Source organism: Paenibacillus sp. JCM 10914, from assembly GCF_001315105.1.
Lineage (GTDB): Bacteria > Bacillota > Bacilli > Paenibacillales > Paenibacillaceae > Paenibacillus_AQ.
In genome coordinates this window covers 308,624-331,021 of the sequence record NZ_BAZR01000003.1, presented here as the reverse complement: position 1 = coordinate 331,021, position 22,398 = coordinate 308,624, and the positions used below count along the sequence as shown (strand labels likewise).

Here is a 22,398-nt window from a genome sequence, read left to right as displayed (position 1 = left end):
ATCGTTGCTGATTGCTATGTATCTTAAGACAGTTTTTTCTAATTGTCAACACGATCTATCCTCGGGGTCGTCCATAGCAGAAAGATAGGTATCGTAAGCTTGCTCTAACAAATCCAGCAATTCCTTATCCATCGGGTACATGCTCATCTGCGCAGATTGTTCAGGCGACCGCCTGATATCCCACAGCTTGTTAACGAATGATGCCTCATCCCCGAATTGTTCTATTCGCTTCTCATCCATTCGCCGTACGATCCTCTGAATCACGGGAGAATCCGGACTCGAATCCTTGTGGCGATTCAATTGTCCGACCAATGCAATCCATTCCAGCGAATCGGGGTCATCACGATTCATATTGGGAAGCTGCTGCAGCAGTTCCATCTCCCGCTCTTCAAACATATGTTGCCGAAACCCTTGTTTTATGGCGTGATTCTTACCCGATAACTGGATCAACTTCTGCATCACTTCCATGCTCGTTTCGCCTTCCAACACCATGCTGTGAAGCACGCCGCGTAAGGTGGATTCCATCTGTCTTAGTTTCTCTTGCTCTTGCTTTACATAGGCTAATTGATTCTTCAAACTAAGCGTCCAATTCCAATCTGGATTCGAGAGCATTTCCGAAATTTCCTGAAGGCTAAAGCCTAGCCCTTTCAAAAATTGAATCTGCTGCAGCTTCATGAGCTGCTTTTCGCTGTAGAGCCGGTGATTCCCTTCGGTCTTGGCCGATGGGATGAGCAACCCAATCTGATCATAATATCGCAGCGTTCTTACGGTTATGCCAGTCTGTCTCGATAATTGTTGAATGGGGATCATTCAACCACCTCTTTTCTTGGATTATGATCATGAGCATTATGAGTTCCTTATGCTTATAGTTCTGTCTTCGGAAATTTTCGATTAGATGATCAAAGAACTCTGGACGATTGGTACACGTGATAATAGATACACCCTCTGGTGTTTTCTGACTGCGCACTTGATCTCCTCTTTTCTCCCCAGCGTTGTCCACTATTGTATGAAATTGATAGAGAAGAGGTGATGGCTATTAGCGGATAGACCAAAAACCCGACTTCTCATCCAGAAGTCGGGTTGCCGGTAATTAACACACCTTACAGGTTGAATTTCACGATATACTGTTTGCATATTCGATCATATCCAATTGCGGAATATAATCTAATCGCGCGCTCATTCTCCTCTAAGACATTGAGATAGACGTAGGGCGACTGCGCCAAACCTTGGCGAGTAAGTGCAGCACTCACTTCTTTTCCATACCCAAGCCCTCTCCAAGACACACCCGCTACAATGTTACCAAGCTCTACATAATCGTCGCTATACACGTGATACCCGCCGACAGCAACTAACTGCTGATCCTGTATAACGCCATAAAAAGGGTACTGCAATTCTTCTTTAGCAAAAGCCATCGTGTTCCACTCGATCATTCTCGACTCAATCTGTTCCTTGTACGATTCGTCTAATAATAAGGCATGTCCACCTGCCAGAGGCAGCATATGCCGGTGAACATGCTTCATCAGAAGTAAGGCCTGCGGACTCTCCACCATCGAAATTCCAGGTCCGATTCGAGCAAGTTCGTCCTCGCTCACAATGAAGCTTCCAACAGTACCATCAAGCGGCAACCGCAGCTCGTGTTTCAAGACAGCCAAGATCGAGGGGAGCTGGAAGTCCTCTTTTATGGGATAGACAGAGAAAGCATGGAACGGGAGACCGCTCATATAGGCCAGCACGCCTACAAGATCCCCGCGCTCCGAGAACTGTCCGAAATGCACCGTATTCTTCTGACGGCACGTGAGATAAGAATAATATAAAAAATGCTGTTCTCTTTGAATGTGACTGCGAATAGAATCCATCTCGGTGGATGTTAATCTGCGAATCATGTGCGTACTCCCATGGATGATGTGATATTCGTTCACAGTACCTTAGTCATGAACGTACTGTTCGGATCTTCTTTGTAGTCCGCGAATGGCTGGCATTCTTCAAATCCAAACCGAGCGTACAGACTTCGGGCAGCTTCAAAAGCAGCCATCGACCCCGTCTCCAGACTCAGGCGTAGATACCCGCGGTGCTTAGCCTCCTCCAGGATGTGCTCCATCAGCCTTCCGGCAACTCCTTTTCTCAGGTGAGGGGTTGCCGTGCGCATCGACTTTATCTCTGCATGGTCCGCATCCAGCTCCTTCAGAGCACCGCAGCCCAACAAGATATCGCCATCCCACACACTCCAGAACGTAATCTCAGGCTGTCGCAGCTTCTCCAGACCGAGAGCGTGTATACTCTCAGGCGGAGAATGCAGCGTCATGCCGTGAAGGTGCTCGTAGATGAGCTGTGTTATTTCTGGACCGGTCAAATCATCAATCTTAATCTGCATTTGACATTGCCTCCTCCCTATTAGAAAAAGTCCATCAGATGAGTCTGCCCATCTGGAACAGCAGACTCTAACTGATCTACTTTGGCAGTATCACCAAGAATACGCTGCATCCGATATAACGCCTTGGGTCTTTTGTATCCCATAAAGAGTGCGGAGAGTGTCTGAATATCCGTCGTCAGATCAGAAACACCCTCTTCAGAATCCGCCAGTTTCTCAATATTCGCACCACCCGCTTCGTTAATGGCAAGCAACCATTGACCGTTATTCCATGGCGCAGCAGAATCTTCCACCCGAATGGTTAACTCCATCTGGCGATTCACTTCGAACGTGTATTGCGATATGAAGGCCTTCAGATCAACGATGCGCGCCATGAAATAAGGGACTTTCTCCTGTGTAAATCGTGGATCTTTAAGCATAAACGGCAGTTCATCATCACTTGGCACCATGGTCAACACGACTCGTTCGATTCGAGAATCGTGGTTCGCAAAGAACGTCCATAGCGCGCCTCGTGCCTCCTCGTTCAGATAGACGAACTCCCGACACACAAGTTCGCTATCCTTCAACTCGTACAATACATATCCTTGCGGAACGCCGTCTGCCGAGTAATACACCGCATTGAATCCATTCTGGCGAAGCACTGACTGTGACCACCAGGATTCATCTCGAATCAACGTACCGTTATATTGACTAGCATAAGCTTCATACATCGTATCCAATATGGAAATATCCTTCACATCTCGAATCACCCTTCCCGGAGATTCTAGCTTCGCCGGGAATTTAGACACAGGAATTATGTATTTCTTATATTCGGCATATAGCTCCCATCCAAACTTACGATAGAACGGTATTGAAAATGGGTGCAAAAAAGAAACGCTTTGCCCGTAATCCTTCATCTCTTGCAGCGCATGCTTGAGAAGTATCGTTACATGGCCTTGTCTGCGATTCTCCGGCCAGGTAGCAACACCGGCGATCCCCCCATATCAAGCTTGCGGCCTTGCAAATAGATTCGCAGCGGAAGAATCGTCAGCTTCGCTTGCAATTCTTCCTCGTCAAAGATCCCCCAGTATTGTTCGGGTTTAAAATTCGCTCGGCTCGCCTCTTTTTGCTCAGGCGTCATTGTATACTGAAAGGCATACTCGGATAGCGCTGTGCTGGCATCGAACTCGTCATTTCTAAGTTGCCTGATGTCCATGTTTCCACCTCATTGTTCGTCAAATTTAGTAATCCATATTCAGCTATAGTATAGCATCCTCAATGGCTTTAAGGTACTTGCCGTAGCATGTTATACACGATAATTAATGTGGTGAAATAAATAATTTAACAAACTTTTTGTAAGCTACTTGACATAACACACCTACGAATATTATGATAAGCACAGACATTTTACATCAGTCAGAACATAAATGAAGTCCAGATAAATTGGGAGGGAATTACCATGTCAAACTTGAATATCGGAATTATCTTAGGAAGCACGCGTCAAGGACGCCTGAGTCCACAAGTCGGGGATTGGGTGAAGAGCGTTGCAGATCAACGTGGGGATGCCAACTACGAAATCGTCGATATTGCAGACTTTAAGCTTCCACTGTTAGGTGAAGCGGATGCAACCGAGCAGGCTACTGCTTGGAACGCCAAGCTTGCTGAATTGGACGGTTTCGTGTTTATCGTTCAAGAGTACAACCACAGTATTTCGGGAGCCTTGAAGAATGCTTTGGATTTCGCTCGTGACCCATGGGCGAACAAAGCTGCGGGTATCGTAAGTTATGGCTCTGTTGGCGGTGCTCGCGCAGCTGAGCATTTACGCGGCATTCTTGGAGAATTGTCTGTTGCGGACGTTCGCGTTCACGCAGCGCTCTCCTTGTTCACCGATTTCGAGAACGGTGCCGTATTCAAACCAGCTGATTTGCACCTGGTGAACGTGAACGGTATGCTGGATCAAGTACTTGCATGGAGTGGAGCACTCAAGACTCTCCGCGCCTAAACATTCCATAAGATTACAAAAAGAACTGTACTTCGCAGATCATCCAGGATCTGATCGAGTGCAGTTCTTTTTCTCATGGCGTGAATACCTTCAGATGCCTTGGCAGAACCCGGAGATATAACGGCAATGGATCCCCTTCATCGCCATCCACGTTCGTGGTCAACTTGCTATTGGACGTGATTTCAAGCGTCCTGGTACTAATATATTCCACACCCGAATCCTCAATATGTTCTCCTCGAAGTACAGCCGCTGATATTTTAGCCAAATGAATAAAGGAGACGTCCTTGATAATGATGCATTTCAATTGTCCATCATCGATCTCCGCATCCGGGGCAATCTTCTCGAAGCCTCCAACCGAATTGGTTAACGTTGATAGAATGAGAATGGCATCGCCCTGCCACTCGCCTTGATCGTGAAGGATCCGGGTCTCGAAAGGATTGTTCGAAGCTAACGTCTTAATCCCTTCCATCAGATAAGCCAACGGCCCCAGATAAGTCTTCGCTTTAGGGGAAACAGAGAACGTGGCTTCCGCAATCTTGCCGACAGCCGCAATATTCATGAAATAGGATTCGTTAATCTTACCGATATCCACATCCCGTACGTTCCCGCTCGCAAGCAACTGAATCGCTTCCTTCCCATCCAGCGGAATCTGTAGCGCTCGTGCAAAATCATTGACCGTGCCCATCGGGATAATGCCAAGCTTTGGTCGATGTTCTTGTTCGGCAAGACCGTTCACAATTTCGTTCAGTGTACCGTCACCACCCATGGAGATGACCGCATCATATTGCTGCTCACAAGTCGTCCTGGCGAACAACGCGGCATCCCACTCCTTCTCCGTGTTGCGTATATGAACTTCATACCCTTTTCGCTGCAACAGCTCTTCAACTTCGAGAGATTGATTCTGAGCCAATTCTTTACCTGAACTCGGATTGACAATAATCATCGCTTTCTTCATATTTGATGTCCGCCCCCATGTTATAAATGATGTCTATAACAGTTAATAAACCCTGGTGATCTTTAAGAATCAAATACCTTTCTAACCTGCTTACAATTTAGGATAACTGTTAACGTAGTTCAGGAAGCGTTTGGTAGCTGGAGACACTTCTCGCATTGAACTAACTGCAATCCCGAGAGAACGATTTGACGGTTCTTTCAATTGGGCCAGCCGTATATTACGCTGTTGCCCGCGCAGTACAAGCTCTGGCAAAATACTAATTCCCAGCCCCTTCTCAACCATAGCCATAATGGCATAATCATCGCCCACCGTATACTTAATATCTGGTTTGGCGGCTACTCTCTCGAGCACCCGGTTTACATCATCATCCGAGCCTTTGCTCGGCATGATAAACGGTTCATTCTCTAGCTGGGACAATGTGATGAAGTCCTGACTAGCTAACGGATGGTCCAGCGGCAGCAACACCAGCATCGGCTCCTGATGGAGCGGTATGACATCAAATGTATCCCAGGTTGGCAACGAGAGGAATCCGCAATCGATTCTCCCTTCTGATATCCAATCCTCAATTTCACGATAATCCCCCTCGACTAGCCGAATCTCGATATTCGGATAATCTCGCTGGAAGTCCTTAATAATTCCTGGCAACCAGTGTACGGCAACACTCGTGAAAGTGCCGATATGAATAATACCGAGTTCAATCCCGTGTATAGCGGCAATTTCTTGTTCGAGATGCGCATTCCACTTCAATATTTCACGGATCGTCTTCAGTAGCTCCTCTCCGTTCGTTGTCAATCGAACGCCTGAGCGACTGCGGATCAATAAAGTTAAATTAAATTCATCTTCTAGACTGTTGATGATATGGCTGACACCGGATTGCGTAAAACCCATCTCTTCCGCTGCTCGGGTTAGACTGCCGAGTTCAACCACCCTCAGAAATACCTTGAATTTGTTGATGCTCATGCCGATTCCTCCTGATATTATTTACATTAATTTTCCTCATGTTAATTATAAGAAACATTTGTTTTACTTGTGTTAACTCCCTCAGTATACTGGATTCTGGGTCATGAATTGAAGGAGGAAATTGAAATTGAAACCGCTGAAAGCCGATCTGCTTATTTTGTTTGTCACCTTGTGCTGGGGCTCGTCATATTTGTTTATGAAAATGGGACTCAGCTCTATTGGAGAGTTTAATCTCATCGCCCTCCGCTTCGGATTGGCCTTTCTCCTTGCCGCCGTTATCCTGTATCCAAAATTACGTCAAATCGATGCAACAACGATTCGCTACGCCATGGTCGTCGGCGTGATCCTTTTCATCATGTTCACGGCGCTCACGTTCGGCCTGAAGACGACATCGACATCGAACGCTGGATTCCTGGTAAGCCTAACCGTGGTGTTCGTCCCGCTGCTACATACCTTCCTGTTCAAGAAAAGAATGGAGAAGAAAACCATGTTCAGCATTAGCCTCGCGCTTATCGGTATCATGCTGTTAACCGTTAAGCTGCCGTTGACGTTCAATGCCGGTGATCTGCTCTGTATCATCGCGGCTTTATGTTATGCGCTCCACATCAATGTGGTTAGCGTCGCAGCCCGCAAAGTGGACGCGCTGAATCTGGGAATCATGCAACTAGGATTCGCGGGACTCTATGCCCTCATCTTCTCACTCATCTTCGAGAATCCGACGCTGCCATCCACAAGCGACGGTTGGATCGCGATCCTGTTCCTTAGCCTGATCTGCAGTGGACTAGGATTTATCCTGCAGACCATTGCTCAGAAATATACAACTCCTGCACGTACGGGTCTTGTATTCTCGCTTGAGCCTGTATTTGCTGCGATATGCGGATACTGGTTCATGCAAGAAGTCATGAATTCCAGGGAGTTCCTTGGCGCAGCCGTGGTTCTGCTGAGCGTTGTGATTTCTTCGATCAATATAGAATTCAAAAAGCCTGCACCCGCTAAACAGCCCGCAGGTCACACCTGACGAAGATGGTGCATATCCACGATTAAAAAAAGCTTGACTTCCTGATCAAAACTATATATCTTTATATCACGGCGTAACCGATGACGATATCGGTTATGAGGAAGTGATTAAAGGGGAGTAGCTTTTACAGCAAAGTCGTCATTTCGGGATTATGGATTGATCCCCGGCTTTGTTGGCAACCTTCGGTTGTTTGCGAGACCTTTACCACACACTGTGGTGAAGGTCTCTTTATTTTTAGGGAGACCTTCACCGGCCGGTGAAGGTCTTTTTTTGGTACGTTCATAACTCAACTAGGAGGATGTTACATGGAATTATTGCTAGAGTACGGATGGGTACTGCTCGTACTCATCGCACTGGAGGGCTTGCTTGCAGCAGATAACGCGCTGGTCCTCGCCATCATGGTTAAGCATTTGCCAGAAGAACAACGAAAAAAAGCGCTGTTCTACGGCTTGCTCGGTGCCTTTGTATTCCGGATCGGATCACTCTTTCTTATCTCATTCCTGGTGGACGTATGGCAAGTGCAGGCAATCGGTGCGTTATACCTCCTGTACATTTCGGTCAATCACACCCTAAAGCACTTCATCAAAGGCAGGAAACCTACGGAAGATGCTGTATCGAAACCTGCTAAACCGAAGAAGCAATCCGGATTCTGGATGACGGTATTCAAGGTCGAAGTGGCCGACATCGCATTTGCGGTTGACTCGATTCTGGCTGCTGTTGCGCTGGCAGTTGCCTTGCCTGCCAGCGGTTTGCCGAACATCGGGGGATTGGACGGCGGTCAGTTCATCGTCATTTTCCTCGGCGGATTCATCGGGCTTATCATCATGCGATTTGCAGCCTCCTACTTCGTGAAGCTGCTGCAACAACGCCCTGGACTTGAAGTTGCTGCCTTCTTGATCGTAGGATGGGTCGGAGTCAAACTGGCCGTGCTAACATTGGCACATCCGGACGTAGCGATTATCGACCACCACTTCCCAGAGAGTTCTGCCTGGAAAGCCAGCTTCTATATCGTGCTCGTACTCATCGCTCTAATCGGATGGTTCGGTTCAACTAAGCAAGAGATCCCTGAAGAGGATAACGCCATCAAAGAGGTGGAGGAGCAACAACCAGGTAGTACAAATTAAGCAGCTAAACGTACAGAAGGCGATCCGTTTACCAGTGGAAACACCGGTTAACAGATCGCCTTCTTAATTAAATCTCTGACTGTACGTTATAGAGTCTTGCGTAACTGCCGTTATGAGCCATCAACTGCTCGTGCGTCCCCTGCTCTTCAATCCCGTCATCCGACAGAACGATAATTCGCTGGGCGTTTCGAACCGTGGTAAGCCGATGTGCGATCACGATCGTCGTACGCTTCCGACTTAACCGCTCAAGCGATTCCTGTACAGCCTTCTCGCTCTCATTATCCAGTGAGCTTGTCGCTTCATCAAAAATAATAATGGGCGGATTCTTCAAGAACACGCGAGCTATGCTCAACCGTTGCTTCTGCCCGCCGGATAATTTGACACCTCGCTGGCCGATATCGGTATCATAGCCATCCGGAAGTGTCATGATGAAATCATGAGCATTCGCTTGCCGTGCGGCCGCAATGATCTCCTCCATGTCCGCATTCATCTTCCCGTAACGAATATTCTCGGCAACGGTTCCCGCGAACAAATACACGTCCTGCTGCACCATGCCGATCTGCTGTCGTAATGACCGCTGAGTCACTTCACGAATATTATGACCATCAATCATGATGCTCCCCTCACTCGTTTCATAGAAACGGGGAATGAGCGAGCACAGCGTTGTTTTACCGACGCCCGATGGTCCGACAAGTGCAATGTATTCACCGGCTTGAATGTCAAGCGATACATTCCTCAGTACGTAATCGTAATTCTCTTTGTATTTAAAACCAACCTCACAAAAAGTCACACTTCCCCGCACTTGCCCGAGTTCCCGTGCATCCTTATCATCCTCGATAGCAGGCTCCACTTCCAGAATGTCCATGAATCGATCAAATCCCGTGATGCCTTCCTGATACAACCTGGCAAAATTCGCCGCTCGCTTGATCGGCTCGATCAAAATTCCGACGCACAGAAAGAATGTCAGCAGGTCAGCCAAGACGAGTGAAGATCCCACAATGGCAGCGCCACCGAACACAATCACCGCGATCGTAATCAGTTGGGTAAAGCCGACTAGCCCCTCGTGAAAATATGTCTCGCTCCTGTACCCATCCCGTCTACTGTCCACAAAACGCTGATTGGCGTAAACGAACTTGCTCTTCTCGACCTGCTCATTCGTAAAGGATTTCACTACGCGTATCCCGGCAAGAGAATCTTCGACTTGTGCGTTAATATCGCCGATTCGATCCTTACTCACTCGGAGTGCAACATTCATCTTCTGATTGAAGTAAAGTGCGAATATCACCATAATCGGCAGGAACAGAAAGACGATCAAGGTTAACTTTACATCTATATACATTAAGATGATAAAAGCACCCAAGAACTTCATGAGTGAAATCAGGATGTCCTCCGGCCCATGATGATACAACTCCGTCATAGCCAATATATCATTGGTGGTGCGGGTCATTAATTGCCCGGTCTTGTTCTCATCGTAAAAGCTGAACGACAGCTTCTGCAGATGATCAAACATTTCACTTCTCATGTCACTTTCCATGTAGCACCCATCATATGCCCTTTATAGGAAATAAAGATGTCACACACCGTATGAATGATGACCAGTGCTAGCATGACAGCACCCATGACATAGATTTGGCTTCGTGCATCAGGAGCGTTCTGCTCCAGGATATGAATCGTGATATAACGGATACACAACGGCAGAGCTAGCGTAATCGCCGATACGATAAATGCACATATCAGATCGGCCGTAAGAAGCCCGATATAGGGTCGATAATAAGAAAAAAACTTCCTCGTTCTTGAATTCAAATATCATTCTCCTCCGTAATATGGAGGGATCTATCTAAATGCTATATCCCTCCAACTAAATTGAGATGGGACATTCCACATTGTTCTCATTCCAAACACCCTTCCTGTTCGTTGTTGTTTCCATCATAGCCCAGTCTTTGGTGCGGCGTGTGTGTAAGATTCATTTATAATTAAAAAATCCCCCTGATCATGTAGATCGAGGGATTTTAATATGGTTGGATAACAACCCCAACCTGCTACGCTTTATTTACGATTCCAATTCTCCATGAGCAGTTCACTATTTAGTCCAGCAGCGGCCATAGAACCCATTGAAGCAGCCACAATAGCTTGGTACATCTCCGTAGCAGCATCCCCGGCACTATATACGCCTGGTACGTTGGTTTTGCCAAAGGAATCCACGATCACACTCCCAGCTTCGTTCAATTGACAGCCGATGGATGCCGGAAGATCGGAACCGGTAACGAGCTGCGGTGCAAAAAATATACCTGTACACGGCAAGCGAGTTCCATCCTCCAACACCACTTGCTGAACCAGACCATTGCTCGAATCGATAAGACGAATGGGGGTGTCGTATACCGGAATGTTATGCCGCTTGAGATCTTCCCGCTGCTCTGCCGTCATTTCGTCAGGACCGTTCGTGCAAATTGTATATCGATCACTCCAGCCAGCAATCACTTTCGCAAAATGCACCGCCCCCTCGCCCTTGGCTATGACGACCAGCGGCTGATCCCTGAGCTCCCATCCATCGCAATAGGGGCAGACAAACGCGCTTTTCCCGTACACGTCCCCTAAGCCCTCGATGACCGGCAGACGATCTTTCTTGCCTACTGCGAAGAGCAGCTTCTTCGCACGGTACACCTTCCCTTGACTTGTTGTTACTTGAAAATCCCCGTCAGAACCTGCAACGCTCACTGCTGATTCCTCCACAAAACGAACGGAAGGATACGCCTGTATCTGCTCCCTGGCAATACTCCGAAACTCAGCCGGACTAACTCCATCCCGCGTTAGAAAACCATGCGTCTCCCGAGTAACGTGATTCCGCGGACGTCCCTCATCCATAATCACGACATGCTTCCTTGCTCTTCCCAAGACTAGTCCCGCGCTTAACCCCGCAGGTCCTCCACCGATGATCATCGCATCATGGAGTTGTGTGTGTTTTGTCATGTTTAATATACCACCTTTACGGATCTTTTATATCTATAATCAGAACACAAGAAGGGTTACTTCTTGTTGGTTTCGTGGTACGCGCATTCGAAGGAAGCCGCGTCCAATACCGACTGAATCGTATGACGCTTTAAATAATCCGTCATTTGTTGCTCAGCGCCGTCCATCACCTTTTTGACCAAACATTGCTTGCTGTGTACGGAGTATCCTTGAGCTCTGTATCGCCAGACTTCGCTTCAAAAAATAACTGATGACGCTCCTCATCCATACTAAAACAATCATACAACCTCTGCCGGCCTTCAATAATCTGAATCACCTCAAGGAAGGTAATCTGGTCGGCCGACCGCGCCAGCTCGTAACCACCATTGACTCCCGTCACGGCTTTCACAATACCATCCTGCCGCAGCTTGGACATAATTTTGGATAAATAGCTCTCCGAAACACCAAGCAGCGCGGATAATTCCTTGATCCCCACGTTCTGACCACGCTCGGAACGCGCGAGATGAATCAATGCATGCAATGCGTACCCCGTGCTTTTGGAGAATTGCACAAGAATACCTCCTTTGTGCTTTACATCTGATGTCTTATTGCAGACTCTTCATATCCATTATAGATAAACAAAGTCTATAATTCAAGCGTTTAACTTTTAAGCATACTGGATGTGTCATTCATACCTTAAAATGGACTTCATAAAACCGCTCCAATATCATATGATTTTCCTTATTGTATTATTTTAAATAAACACCATAATCGAGCACCACGTTCCCCTTCTCATCTGCCGATGTGAAACGAGTTTCATGATATCGCTCAAAAAACCACGCGTTCTCATCCATCTGCCATCCTTGTTCATCGAACTTGGCCATGCATTGATTGTGCGGCTCTAGCCCGTAGAGTTCACCTGAGTCGCATTGCCATATATCCAGCAAATTCCCACATCAGCATCCGCCAAATCTGCGTGACGGAATCCTGCGGGAACTTCCGTGTCCTGCGGGAATAGCATACCGATCCAATATTCGAACTGATTCCCGGTCATCCGCATCATCCCAAAGGACGAACGCTGTACTTCCTGCAAAGTTCCCAGCTTCGCTATCTCCTCAAACCAATCATTCGCAAACCATGTTTGCCATTGATCTGCAAAGCTCCCCATTGCATTCCGGTCTTCCTCCGTATATCGCTTGCCAATCAGACGGGCAGGTGGAACATGCTCCTTGTACACCTTGATGATCTCTACTGTCATTACGAATAGCCTCCTCAACTTTTAGATATCAGACTTCCTGCTTCTTATGATTTCACATAGCATTGCTAATCCCCTTCTTTTTCCTTATAATAAATCCGAACATCAAGAACATAAGTTCTCATTCGCGATCTGTTAATGATCGGGCTGTGCAATAGTATTACATCATCATTCTGTAGCAGTACCTTCTTGTTTGAAGTCAGCCATATTCAGAATGAGCGGTTTATGCCGCGCAGGTTACATTATCAGCACGGTCGATTTCTTGGCAGTTCTGTATTCCTGACAAATTAAAGCTTGAACACCAACTGCCTGCATGTCACAATAAACAATGTAGTCGCATCATCAACCTATTATGAATGGGAGGCCTTTCATCATGAAAACGATCAAACTTGGAAGCAGTTCACTCGAAGTACCTGTTGTAGCCGTGGGTTGCATGCGCATAAATTCATTGGAAAAAGCGGAAGCGGAGCGCTTCGTACAGACCGCGCTGGAGGAAGGAGCTAACTTCTTCGATCATGCCGATATTTATGGCGGAGGTGCTTGCGAAGAGATTTTTGCAGATGCTATACATATGAACGCCGAGATACGCGAGAAAATTATTCTTCAATCCAAATGCGGCATTCGCCAGGGCATGTTCGATTTCTCGAAAGAGCATATCTTGAATTCCGTAGACGGCATCTTGAAAAGACTGAGCACCGATTACCTTGATGTCCTACTCCTGCACCGTCCGGATACGTTGGTTGAACCTGAAGAGGTTGCCGAAGCCTTTGATAAACTCGAAAGTTCCGGTAAAGTACGCCACTTTGGAGTATCCAACCAGAACCCGATGCAAATTCAACTCTTGAAAAAAGCCGTGAAACAACCACTCGTGGCAAACCAACTGCAACTGAGCATCACGAACTCAACTATGATACAGAGCGGGATCAACGTCAACATGGAGAATGACGCCGCCGTCAATCGTGATGGCAGCATTTTGGATTTCTGTCGACTCCATGATATTACGATTCAACCGTGGTCACCATTCCAATACGGTTTCTTCGAAGGGGTATTCCTCGGAAGCGATAAGTTCCCTGAACTTAATCAGAAGATCGATGAAATTGCGGAAAAATACAACGTTACCAACACCACGGTAGCGATTGCCTGGCTCCTCCGCCACCCTGCACAGATGCAACCTGTCATCGGAACGATGAATATCGACCGCTTGAAGGACTGCATTACAGCCGGTGATATAACGCTGACACGCGAAGAATGGTATGCCATTTACCGTGCAGCCGGCAACATCCTGCCATAAATCAAGTTAACGGGACCGTCCATGAGGGCGGTCCCTTCTCATATGAAACTGAATGAGCATCCCTTAAACCTACAACCGCGCAATCGACCTTCCGGCTTGCCTGCCCGTAAAAAGACAGCCGCCGAGAAACGTGCCCTCCAGCGCCCGGTATCCATGAACGCCACCCCCGCCGAAGCCAGCTGCTTCGCCCACGGCATAGAGTCCTGGCACAGGCTCCCCGGATTCATTCAACACTCGACCGGATAGATCCGTTTGAAGTCCACCCAATGTTTTGCGACTTAGTATGTTCAAGCGGACCGCGATCAACGGGCCGTTCGCCGGATCGAGAAATTTGTGCGGTTTAGCTACGCGCACCAGTCGGTCCCCTATGTAGTTTCTTGCTCCCCGAAGGGCCGTAATTTGCAAGTCCTTCGTAAACTTGTTATCCATCTCGCGATCTCTTGCCAACACCTGTCTTTCCAGATCCGCGAATTGTATAAGTTCTTGACCTGTAAGCTGGTTCATCTTCTTTGCAAGCTCCGCTAACGAGGCTGCCTGCACAAAATCCGCGCCTTGATCGAGAAAAGCCTGAACAGGTCCTGGAATACCAGCTCCAACCCTGGACAACACGCCGCGTATGCTTTTACCCGTCAAATCGGGATTCTGCTCTGACCCGGACAAGGCGAATTCCTTCTCAATGACTTTACGCGTCAAGATGAACCAGGAGTATTCAAACCCTGTATCCTGTATGGCCTTTAGTGTTCCCAATGTATCGAAACCCGGGAAATTCGGCGCAGAGAAGCGCTGTCCCCTTGCATCCAACCAAAGCGAAGAAGGTCCAGGCAATATCCGAATCCCGTGTAATGACCAGGCCGGATTCCAGTTCTCTATCCCTTCGGTATAGTGCCACATCCGATCCCGGTTAACGATCCTTCCCCCTGCACGCTCGGTAATGCCCAGCATGCGTCCATCCACATGATCAGGAACACCGGATAGCATCTTCTCTGGAGCTTTGCCAAGTCGTGACGGCCATTGCTGCCGGATTAACTCATGATTCGCGCCAATGCCTCCACTGGATACGACAACCGTCTCGGCATAATACTCATAGTCTCCGATCACCTCTCGCGAACTTCGTTCGCCACGTTGCACCGAGCTCGGGGTCAAGATGGACCCTTTCACACCAATTACGGCACCACTCTGAGTGATCAGCTCATCCACTTGATGTCTGGGGCGATAATCAACGCGGCCTGAATGGATCGCCTCTCGGACCCTCGTCTCAAATGGCTTGACGATTCCTGGTCCTGTCCCCCACACGATATGGAATCGCGGCACGGAATTCCCATGCCCTTCCGCGAGATAACCGCCTCGTTCAGCCCAGCCGACAACGGGAAAGAAGCGGATCCCCTGAGCGTGGAGCCATGACCGCTTCTCGCCTGCCGCAAAATCAACGTAGGCTTCGGCCCATTTTCTTCCCCATACATCCTCATCATCTTGCCTGTCAAACCCAGCCGAACCGAGCCAATCCTGCCAGGCAAGATCGCGTGAATCCCGTATGCCGAGTCTGCGCTGCTCGGGCGAATCAACAAGAAATAATCCACCGAATGACCACCATGCCTGTCCGCCGAGCGAGCTTTCCGGCTCCTGATCGAGCAGAAGAACGTTCTTCCCAGCATCGGCCAGTTCTGCGGTTGCCACCAAACCTGATAAGCCTGCCCCCACTACTATAACGTCATATTTCATACCGCTCCCCCAATCCAATTACGTTTTTCAAGTGTCTAATAAGATCATATTCGCCAGCCTGTAAACGTTTTCCTTCGGGAAAACAAATCTCTGGGTCTCAACATGATGTTTGGTTAGCAAGCAACAAGGCTGCCTCCCGGGTCGCAAATGACCCGAATGAGACAGCCTTGAATTTCTTAATTCATGTCAGAAAATTATACGCCAAATCCGAAACCAAATGCAGACACGATGATTACCAAAAGAATAAAGAGAACGAGTATTGCACCAATACCCTGGCCACCGCCGTAGCCGCCGTAGCCGCCGTAACCAGCAACTTCACCCATTCAGCATACCTCCTTTATATTTCCGACACATCACATTATATGTGGCTGGTTACAATGCGCTTAGACTCTTGGAAAAAAGTTTGTCAGAGAAGGCCTCCTTTCTTCCTTATTTCTTAATGAACCGCTTCCGCGAAGCGATCAGGATTCCGGCAATGATCGCGAGTGCTGCTGCAATACTGATCCATAGCGCAGCGTTTGATTGCGGAACCGTGCCAGCAACCGGTTCAACAGCAGCCTCTGCACCGTACAGAATCGCCTGCTCCCCTTCAACGACTTCAACCAGGTCACGCCCGAACTTGTCGTATAAGAAATTCGCGTGCTGTTCATTAAATGGTGTAATACCCACCTCAACCTTGTCTCCGACTACGCCCGTATGCGTAACCGAGAAACCCTCAGCTTCCATCTCGGCTTTTCCTTCACCAGCGACATAAGCATCAATTTCGCCTTGTTTAGCTGACCGTTGGTCCTCACTAGAGACAGGATCCTCGGTGGCACCAGTCGCCTGCAAAAGTACGGCTTGCTCTCCTTCTACAACAAGCATCTCTTCTTCACCTAACTGTTGATACAAGAAATCGGCGAACGACTCGTTGTAGGGAGTTATGCCAACTTCCACCTTATCACCAACTACTCCCGTGTGTGTGACAGAGAAACCTTGCTCTGCCATTTCATTTTTTCCTGCACCGGCAACATAGTCATCAATTTCCTTTTGTTTGTTTAGCAAAGCCTGATCCTCTGCCGCGATTTGAATCGTTACCCATTCCGCGTCCTCCGGCGCTGCCATCGCAGCGCCTGCAGCCATAACCATCATGCAGCTACCAATCATCAGTACCTTAACCCAACGTGTATTCCATACTTGATTCAACATGTGTGAATAACCTCCTATTATTAATCGTTATGGGTCTCGCTTCTCATCGAGCGAGCTATCCGAATGGCCTGCTCACCATCAATCAAACCGTTAATCATGTAATACGTCCCCTCCTCATACCAATGCAGTTCTACGTTTGGTATGAGGAGCTCCTCGCTTGTTATCGGCTCACCACCGATTAGAAATCCCGTAACACCGCTAAGATCAACAGCTTCACCTGTTTGCTGAATGGGGGCGCTTGATACGTGCTTCGTGAAAATACCAAACGAGCGATCATCTGCAACATAACTGAAGGCAGCCTCCACGGCTTTGCCGTTACGCGGACCTGTTACACTAATCTCATTCAGTGCGAACCCTTCCGGAAGCCAGCCTGGAATCTTCAGAGTAGAGCCAAACGCCTCGGCTGCTTCCTCATACCCCTTGAGCACCTGCAGTTCGTTATCTGATCCAGACGGCGACGGTGCTATTGGATCATCCGGCCCTACCAGAATCCCCGGAGGTGGATCTCCCGGAGATGTGATGACACCGTCTTGTGAGAACAAGAGGACTAGACCCGTCAAAGCAGCTGCAACTGTAATCCCGGCCCCGGCCAACCATCGCCTTTGCTGACTTCGCCTGCGACTCCTGCGGGATCGCTCACGATCCAGCTCCGCAAGCTCCCTCACGTTGCGCTGCATCTCGGCGTCAAAATGCATTCCTTCAAACAGGAGTTCATCGGCCTCATGCTTGATACGTTCCCGCAAATCTTCGTCTCGGGTTGTCATCGTGCGAGTCCCTCCTTTGTTAAATATTCGCCCAGAATTTCCCGGGCCCGATGCAACCTACCGCGTACCGTTCCTTCCGGCGCTCCAGTCGCTTCGGCAATCTCCCTCGTACCCAAATCCATGTAATAGTACAGGTAGATCACTTCATGGTAATGCACAGGCAGTTGTGCAATATATTTTAGAATCGTGGATTGATCCAGTCGCTCCATCGCTTCTTCCTCCACGCTGCGCAAGGCAGACTGCTTCATCAGCACGGGATCGGTTGGCTGTTCTTGTGACATTTTTAAGCCCAATCTATCTCGGCAAGCGTTAATTGCTATTTGGGTTAGCCATGTCTTGACACTACTATCCCCCCGAAAGGATTCCCAGTTCCGATAAGCCCGCAAGAATACTTCTTGACTGACGTCCTCTGCCATGTGCCGATCATTCAAATAAAAGTAAGCTGTACGCAGAATCGAATTCCCGTATTCGCTCATGACTTGTTCTAATGCCAGGGAAGGTTCTGGTGGATAGTTTGATTTATGATTAGGGCCGGCCGGCCTTGCCATCGGTTAACCACCTCCATACACTTTAGACGGGTCACCGCTGCGTTTCGCTACATGATATTTAAAAAAATATGCTTTTCATACAAATCACAAAAAAACCCCGGAGCCATTCGCTCCGAGGATGTTTATATGATAATTAATGAGTTGTGGATGTTCGAATCCTGTGCTGTCAACGTGAATCTTCACATGGCGAATTGTCCCTTTAGTCTCTGTGCTTGTTCGCTTAACCGTTCGAAAGCATTCCGAGATTCGGTATCAAACGAATGTTGATTTTGGGCAAATAATCTGGAGCATCTTAAAATGCCTGTGGAACTCAATATATGAATAGACTTTTCCATGCTTTGCAGAATATATTTGACACCTCGGTCAAATCGTCCTGAGTTTATATAATATTGCGCTAGTTCGTACCATAGACGAGCATAGCGTTCATTACTAACTTGATTGCTTATCTCACCAATTCTGCTTCTTTGTTGTCGATCGGAAATGTAATCATGATACTTATCAAGGATATCGTCAACCTGGAGCTGAAACCGGTTAGCCGCAATCATGATGTGATATAGTGCCGGGAGCATTTCATATGTCTTATCCGCAACGTATGCAATGTAGTCGTTAACTTTATCTGTTTGGCCGGACATCATCTGATATAAGAATCGATTAGCAATTGCCCACTCATGGAATTGGTCCACGATGAGTAGCTCTTCTTCGTCAGGCTCGATAACCCAATCTGGTGCTTCATATAAAGTTACATAGTAAAGAGCGCGATCATATTCATTTCGCTTATAAAATACATCTGCCAATACTAATTTGCTGAAAAGCAAATAAAACAGCAACGGCCTATCGTATTTCGGCCTTTTTTTTGTTGAAGGACCAGTGTGATACGCATGATATGCTTTTTTCTCCAGGCTGTTAGCCAGTTCTTCAACTTTGTCCCAACGGTGAAGTGAGGTATTGATATTAATTAAATGTCGTAAGGCATCAAATTGATATTGTTCGTCCAGTCGTTCAACAAACATCTCAAAATGAATTGCTTTCTGCAAATTAACTTCCTCGTCATCGCATAAACCGGATAAGAATAATCGATATTGACATAATGCTAGTCGTTCAGAATGTTGAAATCGTTCTGATTCCGCAATATTCTGATAAATTATTCTGGCTGCAGCGTACTGATTGTCATGATATAAGACTTCAGCTAAGTCGAACAACTGTGGTATATATGACAAAGAATCCATTGCTCTTTGAACTGCCGACTGTAAACAATTCAACTTGTCCAGCTCGGCACAACGGCGGATAAAGGCGCCCAATCTTCGCCAATCCGGCTTGGTATGAAAAATACACTCGTCAATGTATTGCTCATAATAAGAGCCTTCCGGGAGTTCCATCCCCATTGTGATCTGATCTAGCTGGTGCATGGATATCGGACGAACTCCATTAATAATAGCACTTAACGTTCCGCTATTCAGACCGGAATGCTGCGCAAACTGATTGATTGTCATCCCGTGATCCAACAAATATCGTTCCAATTGCTCATGAATTGTAACTTTCCTTAACAAATATACACCACCTCTATCCGAGCCTCGATCACCCATATTTTAGGATATATACGTATATTATCGATTGAAATCAGGAAGGTCAACACTTAATTAAGTCATTCACCATTCGAATAACCACCAATCTCATCATTCCCGGTTGAACTTCCATCTCGCATCAATGACTTAAATACGCGTAAATACATTTTGACACTCTAGTCTATTCGTTAAACTATCACCCAAGGGAAAACATAACTTCTCCAGCTCACGTCGGAGAGGAACTGTGCATAATTTCCAGTAATCATTGGACATGATAACGAAATCAGTGTTAATCCTGGAGGTGTTTAGGTGGGGTTAGTCGAGGACTTACGAGCGTATTTCAGTAACCATTCCGATTATACGAATATGGAGATTCATCTGCTTGGATATAACCTGCAGTTATTTGCACTGGACACATTGGTCGATATTCCGCAGACGATCTCGATGCTCAACACGCAAGTTCAGGACTTGAAGGGTCAGGCATCATACGTCGGAGCCCTTCTTCCGAAGATTGGTGATGCCATGAATGCGGATGTTTCAGCCATCGCGGCAGAAGTGTTACAGGGAAATCTTGTTTTGTTCGAACCAAGTTCTGAATATTGCTGTACACTGCAGCCCTTGCGAATTCACTTAACAAGGACCATTGGCATACCCCAGACCGAGAATGTGTTATACGGTTCAAGCAGCTCTTTTCTCGAAGATGTACAGACGAATATCGGCATCCTTCGCAAACACAGTACAGGCATTTCTTTGAAAACAGAGGCGTATACAGTCGGAGATCAACATCCCAAGACACTGCTGCTGTTCTATCTGGAAGATCAGGTTCATCCGCAGTTGCTCAATAACACAAGACAGCGCATTGAATCGGGTAAACATCAAGACATCAGCCATCTTCAGCATCTGGAGAAGTTATTGCAAGAGAGCCGGTGGTCTTTCTTAAGCAAATTTAATGTAACCGAACTGCCGCAGAATGCGGCCCACGCTCTTCAGCAAGGCAAAATTGTGCTGATGATCGATCAATTCCCGTTTGCCGTCATTTTGCCAAGCTTGGCGGTGGATATGTTCTGTATGAAAGACGATCATAATTATCCGCTGCCGATCATGTATCTCATTCGATTCTTGAGAATCATCGGCATCTTGTCTGCCACCATCATTCCAGGGCTGTATGTAGCACTCGTCTCTGTCAATCCGGAAGTCTTGAGACTGCAGCTTGCACTGTCGATTGCCCATAGCCGCTATGATGTACCCTACCCGGCGCTAGTTGAGACGATTCTCCTATTGATTGTGCTTGAACTCGTGCTTGAGGCGAGCGTTCGATTGCCCAAAAGCGTCGGTCCCACGATTACGATGGTAGGTGGAATAATTCTAGGTCAAGCAGCCGTCGCCGCCAAACTCGTCAGCAGTCTGTTAATCATCGTACTTGCAGGAACAACCATTGCTTCATCGGCCGTCGTCGGTTTTCAAAATTCGGTATCCATCAAAGTATTTAAATATGTCCTGATCATACTGTCAGCTATCTATGGACTGCTGGGCTTACTCACCGGCATCGTCGTCATCTGTGCCTACATGGCTTATCAACATAGTCTGGGCATCCCTTATCTGTCATGGCCAAGATTAAATCAGAAGGATGGACAGAATGGCTAATAACGGTCTGCAAGCAACAAACATCTATGTCGTATCTCATCTTGGACTCGTCTTCTTTCTATATCCGGCTAATCTGTTTGCAGGTATGGAGACGGGACACTGGATTGGCATCATCATCAGTTATGCGGTGCACTTTGCCATCCTATTTTTATATCTCAAGGGACTGCGGTTGGCGGGGAATATAACGGTAATCGATATCTTTCAGAATTTAAGCAAGGTCGCTGCCTGGATCTTGTTACTGCCTGCATTTGTCTACTTAATCGTCGCCTTCGTGACCACGGTCAGGGCCTATTCCGAAATGCTTACGTTAGTGTTCCTCTCTACTACCCCGCTATGGGCGATTATGATTCTCTTAAGTGTCGTCGCATTTCTTATAACTCTGCCCGGGGTGGCAAACATAGCCAGAACTTCCGTGCTGCTCACAATTCTGTTCACGCTCCCGATGCTGTTTGTCTTAGCCCTGGCCTTTCAGAATGTGGATTGGTACTACCTGCTGCCCATCGTAGATCCCGAGCAGACGTTTGCATTTTTAACCGATACGAATTTTCAGATCAGTCTGTTTGTATTTGCCGGCGGTTACTTTTATCTCGGACTGCTACCCAAGAGCATAACAGTCAACATGAAGCAAATATTGCTAAGCAGCCTCCTGCTGCTTCCGCTGTACATGCTTGCTGCATACCTGCCTCTCCTAACCTTCGGTCATGCAACCGCGCGATTATATGAGTTTCCGTTTCTAATGACGATTGATACCGTAAACGTGACGTGGCTCATGTTCGACCGGATTACGATTTTCTTCCTGCTCAGTTTGATGGCCTTTGCTTTGGTATATCTCGCGGTGACTCTTTGGGTTCTAACAACCTTGTCGAAACGGGCGATTCCCGCCATTCCTGGTCCGTATATGCTCATCGGTTTAACTCTTGGCTTATTTCTGATATCGCTGTATATACCGAATTGGGATTTTCTCAAGAACGTCCAGAAGTTGATCATTCCACTGCGTTTATATATCTTTCTGGTCATACCTCTCCTTGTATTTGTGCTCGGTTGGCGTCATCATCATGTTAAAACGAGGTGAAGG

The 22,398-nt window shown here is 47.3% G+C and carries 19 protein-coding genes and 3 pseudogenes; 6 read left to right on the top strand and 16 right to left on the bottom strand.

What is annotated here, in order from left to right; translation table 11 throughout:
• Nucleotides 1–45 precede the first annotated feature (45 nt).
• The 4 genes and pseudogenes from JCM10914_RS07015 to eis all read right to left on the bottom strand — a co-directional run bounded on the left by JCM10914_RS07015 (nt 46) and on the right by eis (nt 3,563).
• A complete protein-coding gene (locus JCM10914_RS07015; protein WP_023958963.1) occupies nt 46–810 on the bottom strand; it encodes a MerR family transcriptional regulator in 765 nt (254 codons plus the stop codon).
• Between the two features lie 290 nt (nt 811–1,100).
• Nucleotides 1,101–1,883 carry a GNAT family N-acetyltransferase gene (locus tag JCM10914_RS07010; RefSeq protein WP_023958961.1) on the bottom strand — a complete coding sequence of 261 codons (783 nt, stop codon included), beginning with the start codon at nt 1,881–1,883 and terminating at the stop codon, nt 1,101–1,103.
• A 32-nt stretch (nt 1,884–1,915) separates the two neighbouring features.
• Entirely contained in the window at nt 1,916–2,371 is a 456-nt protein-coding gene (locus JCM10914_RS07005) for a GNAT family N-acetyltransferase (protein ID WP_023958959.1), read from the bottom strand.
• A 20-nt stretch (nt 2,372–2,391) separates the two neighbouring features.
• A pseudogene (gene eis, locus JCM10914_RS07000) lies at nt 2,392–3,563 on the bottom strand (enhanced intracellular survival protein Eis).
• Between the two features lie 243 nt (nt 3,564–3,806).
• Between eis and JCM10914_RS06995 the strand changes: the two are divergent.
• The gene (locus JCM10914_RS06995) at nt 3,807–4,349 is read left to right on the top strand and encodes an NADPH-dependent FMN reductase (RefSeq protein WP_023958955.1); all 543 of its coding nucleotides are present in this window, start codon (nt 3,807–3,809) and stop codon (nt 4,347–4,349) included.
• Between the two features lie 73 nt (nt 4,350–4,422).
• Here the strand turns inward: JCM10914_RS06995 and JCM10914_RS06990 are convergent, their stop codons facing one another.
• Together JCM10914_RS06990 and JCM10914_RS06985 are read right to left on the bottom strand one after the other, a co-directional pair.
• Nucleotides 4,423–5,304: a YegS/Rv2252/BmrU family lipid kinase gene (locus JCM10914_RS06990; protein WP_023958953.1), complete on the bottom strand. Its 882-nt coding sequence runs from the start codon at nt 5,302–5,304 to the stop codon at nt 4,423–4,425.
• Nucleotides 5,305–5,394: 90 nt separating this feature from the next.
• Nucleotides 5,395–6,264, bottom strand: a complete 870-nt coding sequence (locus JCM10914_RS06985) for a LysR family transcriptional regulator (protein ID WP_023958951.1) — start codon at nt 6,262–6,264, stop codon at nt 5,395–5,397.
• A 127-nt stretch (nt 6,265–6,391) separates the two neighbouring features.
• Here JCM10914_RS06985 and JCM10914_RS06980 point away from each other — a divergent pair, with 127 nt between their 5' ends.
• Together JCM10914_RS06980 and JCM10914_RS06975 are read left to right on the top strand one after the other, a co-directional pair.
• Nucleotides 6,392–7,282, top strand: coding sequence for a DMT family transporter (locus JCM10914_RS06980; RefSeq protein ID WP_023958949.1), 891 nt, complete (start codon nt 6,392–6,394; stop codon nt 7,280–7,282).
• Between the two features lie 305 nt (nt 7,283–7,587).
• Complete coding sequence (locus tag JCM10914_RS06975) at nt 7,588–8,406, top strand: TerC family protein (protein ID WP_023958948.1); 819 nt, start codon at nt 7,588–7,590, stop codon at nt 8,404–8,406.
• Nucleotides 8,407–8,473: 67 nt separating this feature from the next.
• On the opposite strand, the pseudogene JCM10914_RS06970 reads toward JCM10914_RS06975, so the two are convergent.
• The 4 genes and pseudogenes from JCM10914_RS06970 to JCM10914_RS06955 form a co-directional block, all read right to left on the bottom strand.
• Nucleotides 8,474–10,209, bottom strand: a pseudogene (locus tag JCM10914_RS06970) (ABC transporter ATP-binding protein).
• A 243-nt stretch (nt 10,210–10,452) separates the two neighbouring features.
• Nucleotides 10,453–11,373, bottom strand: a complete 921-nt coding sequence (locus JCM10914_RS06965; RefSeq protein WP_023958939.1) for an NAD(P)/FAD-dependent oxidoreductase — start codon at nt 11,371–11,373, stop codon at nt 10,453–10,455.
• Nucleotides 11,374–11,429: 56 nt separating this feature from the next.
• A pseudogene (locus tag JCM10914_RS06960) lies at nt 11,430–11,923 on the bottom strand (Rrf2 family transcriptional regulator).
• 330 nt (nt 11,924–12,253) lie between these two features.
• On the bottom strand, nt 12,254–12,610 hold the full coding sequence (locus tag JCM10914_RS06955) for a hypothetical protein (RefSeq protein WP_023958936.1): 357 nt from the start codon (nt 12,608–12,610) through the stop codon (nt 12,254–12,256).
• A 370-nt stretch (nt 12,611–12,980) separates the two neighbouring features.
• Here JCM10914_RS06955 and JCM10914_RS06950 point away from each other — a divergent pair, with 370 nt between their 5' ends.
• Entirely contained in the window at nt 12,981–13,898 is a 918-nt protein-coding gene (locus JCM10914_RS06950) for an aldo/keto reductase family oxidoreductase (protein ID WP_023958934.1), read from the top strand.
• 69 nt (nt 13,899–13,967) lie between these two features.
• Here the strand turns inward: JCM10914_RS06950 and JCM10914_RS06945 are convergent, their stop codons facing one another.
• The 6 genes from JCM10914_RS06945 to JCM10914_RS06925 all read right to left on the bottom strand — a co-directional run bounded on the left by JCM10914_RS06945 (nt 13,968) and on the right by JCM10914_RS06925 (nt 19,664).
• Entirely contained in the window at nt 13,968–15,617 is a 1,650-nt protein-coding gene (locus JCM10914_RS06945) for an FAD-binding dehydrogenase (protein WP_023958932.1), read from the bottom strand.
• 194 nt (nt 15,618–15,811) lie between these two features.
• Complete coding sequence (locus tag JCM10914_RS29195; RefSeq protein WP_197286832.1) at nt 15,812–15,940, bottom strand: sporulation protein YjcZ; 129 nt, start codon at nt 15,938–15,940, stop codon at nt 15,812–15,814.
• Between the two features lie 106 nt (nt 15,941–16,046).
• Complete coding sequence (locus tag JCM10914_RS06940) at nt 16,047–16,805, bottom strand: hypothetical protein (RefSeq protein WP_023958930.1); 759 nt, start codon at nt 16,803–16,805, stop codon at nt 16,047–16,049.
• A 20-nt stretch (nt 16,806–16,825) separates the two neighbouring features.
• Complete coding sequence (locus tag JCM10914_RS06935; RefSeq protein ID WP_023958928.1) at nt 16,826–17,569, bottom strand: DUF4367 domain-containing protein; 744 nt, start codon at nt 17,567–17,569, stop codon at nt 16,826–16,828.
• The gene (locus tag JCM10914_RS06930) at nt 17,566–18,117 is read right to left on the bottom strand and encodes a sigma-70 family RNA polymerase sigma factor (protein WP_052019668.1); all 552 of its coding nucleotides are present in this window, start codon (nt 18,115–18,117) and stop codon (nt 17,566–17,568) included. The genes JCM10914_RS06935 and JCM10914_RS06930 overlap by 4 nt, the downstream gene beginning before the upstream one ends.
• A 179-nt stretch (nt 18,118–18,296) precedes the next feature.
• Nucleotides 18,297–19,664 (bottom strand): helix-turn-helix transcriptional regulator, encoded by a 1,368-nt coding sequence (locus JCM10914_RS06925; protein ID WP_023958924.1) that lies wholly within the window; start codon nt 19,662–19,664, stop codon nt 18,297–18,299.
• 324 nt (nt 19,665–19,988) lie between these two features.
• Between JCM10914_RS06925 and JCM10914_RS06920 the strand changes: the two genes are divergently transcribed.
• Together JCM10914_RS06920 and JCM10914_RS06915 are read left to right on the top strand one after the other, a co-directional pair.
• The gene (locus JCM10914_RS06920) at nt 19,989–21,323 is read left to right on the top strand and encodes a spore germination protein (RefSeq protein WP_023958922.1); all 1,335 of its coding nucleotides are present in this window, start codon (nt 19,989–19,991) and stop codon (nt 21,321–21,323) included.
• Nucleotides 21,316–22,395 (top strand): GerAB/ArcD/ProY family transporter, encoded by a 1,080-nt coding sequence (locus JCM10914_RS06915; RefSeq protein ID WP_023958920.1) that lies wholly within the window; start codon nt 21,316–21,318, stop codon nt 22,393–22,395. Before JCM10914_RS06920 ends, JCM10914_RS06915 begins: the two co-directional genes overlap by 8 nt.
• The last annotated feature ends 3 nt before the right edge of the window (nt 22,396–22,398 follow it).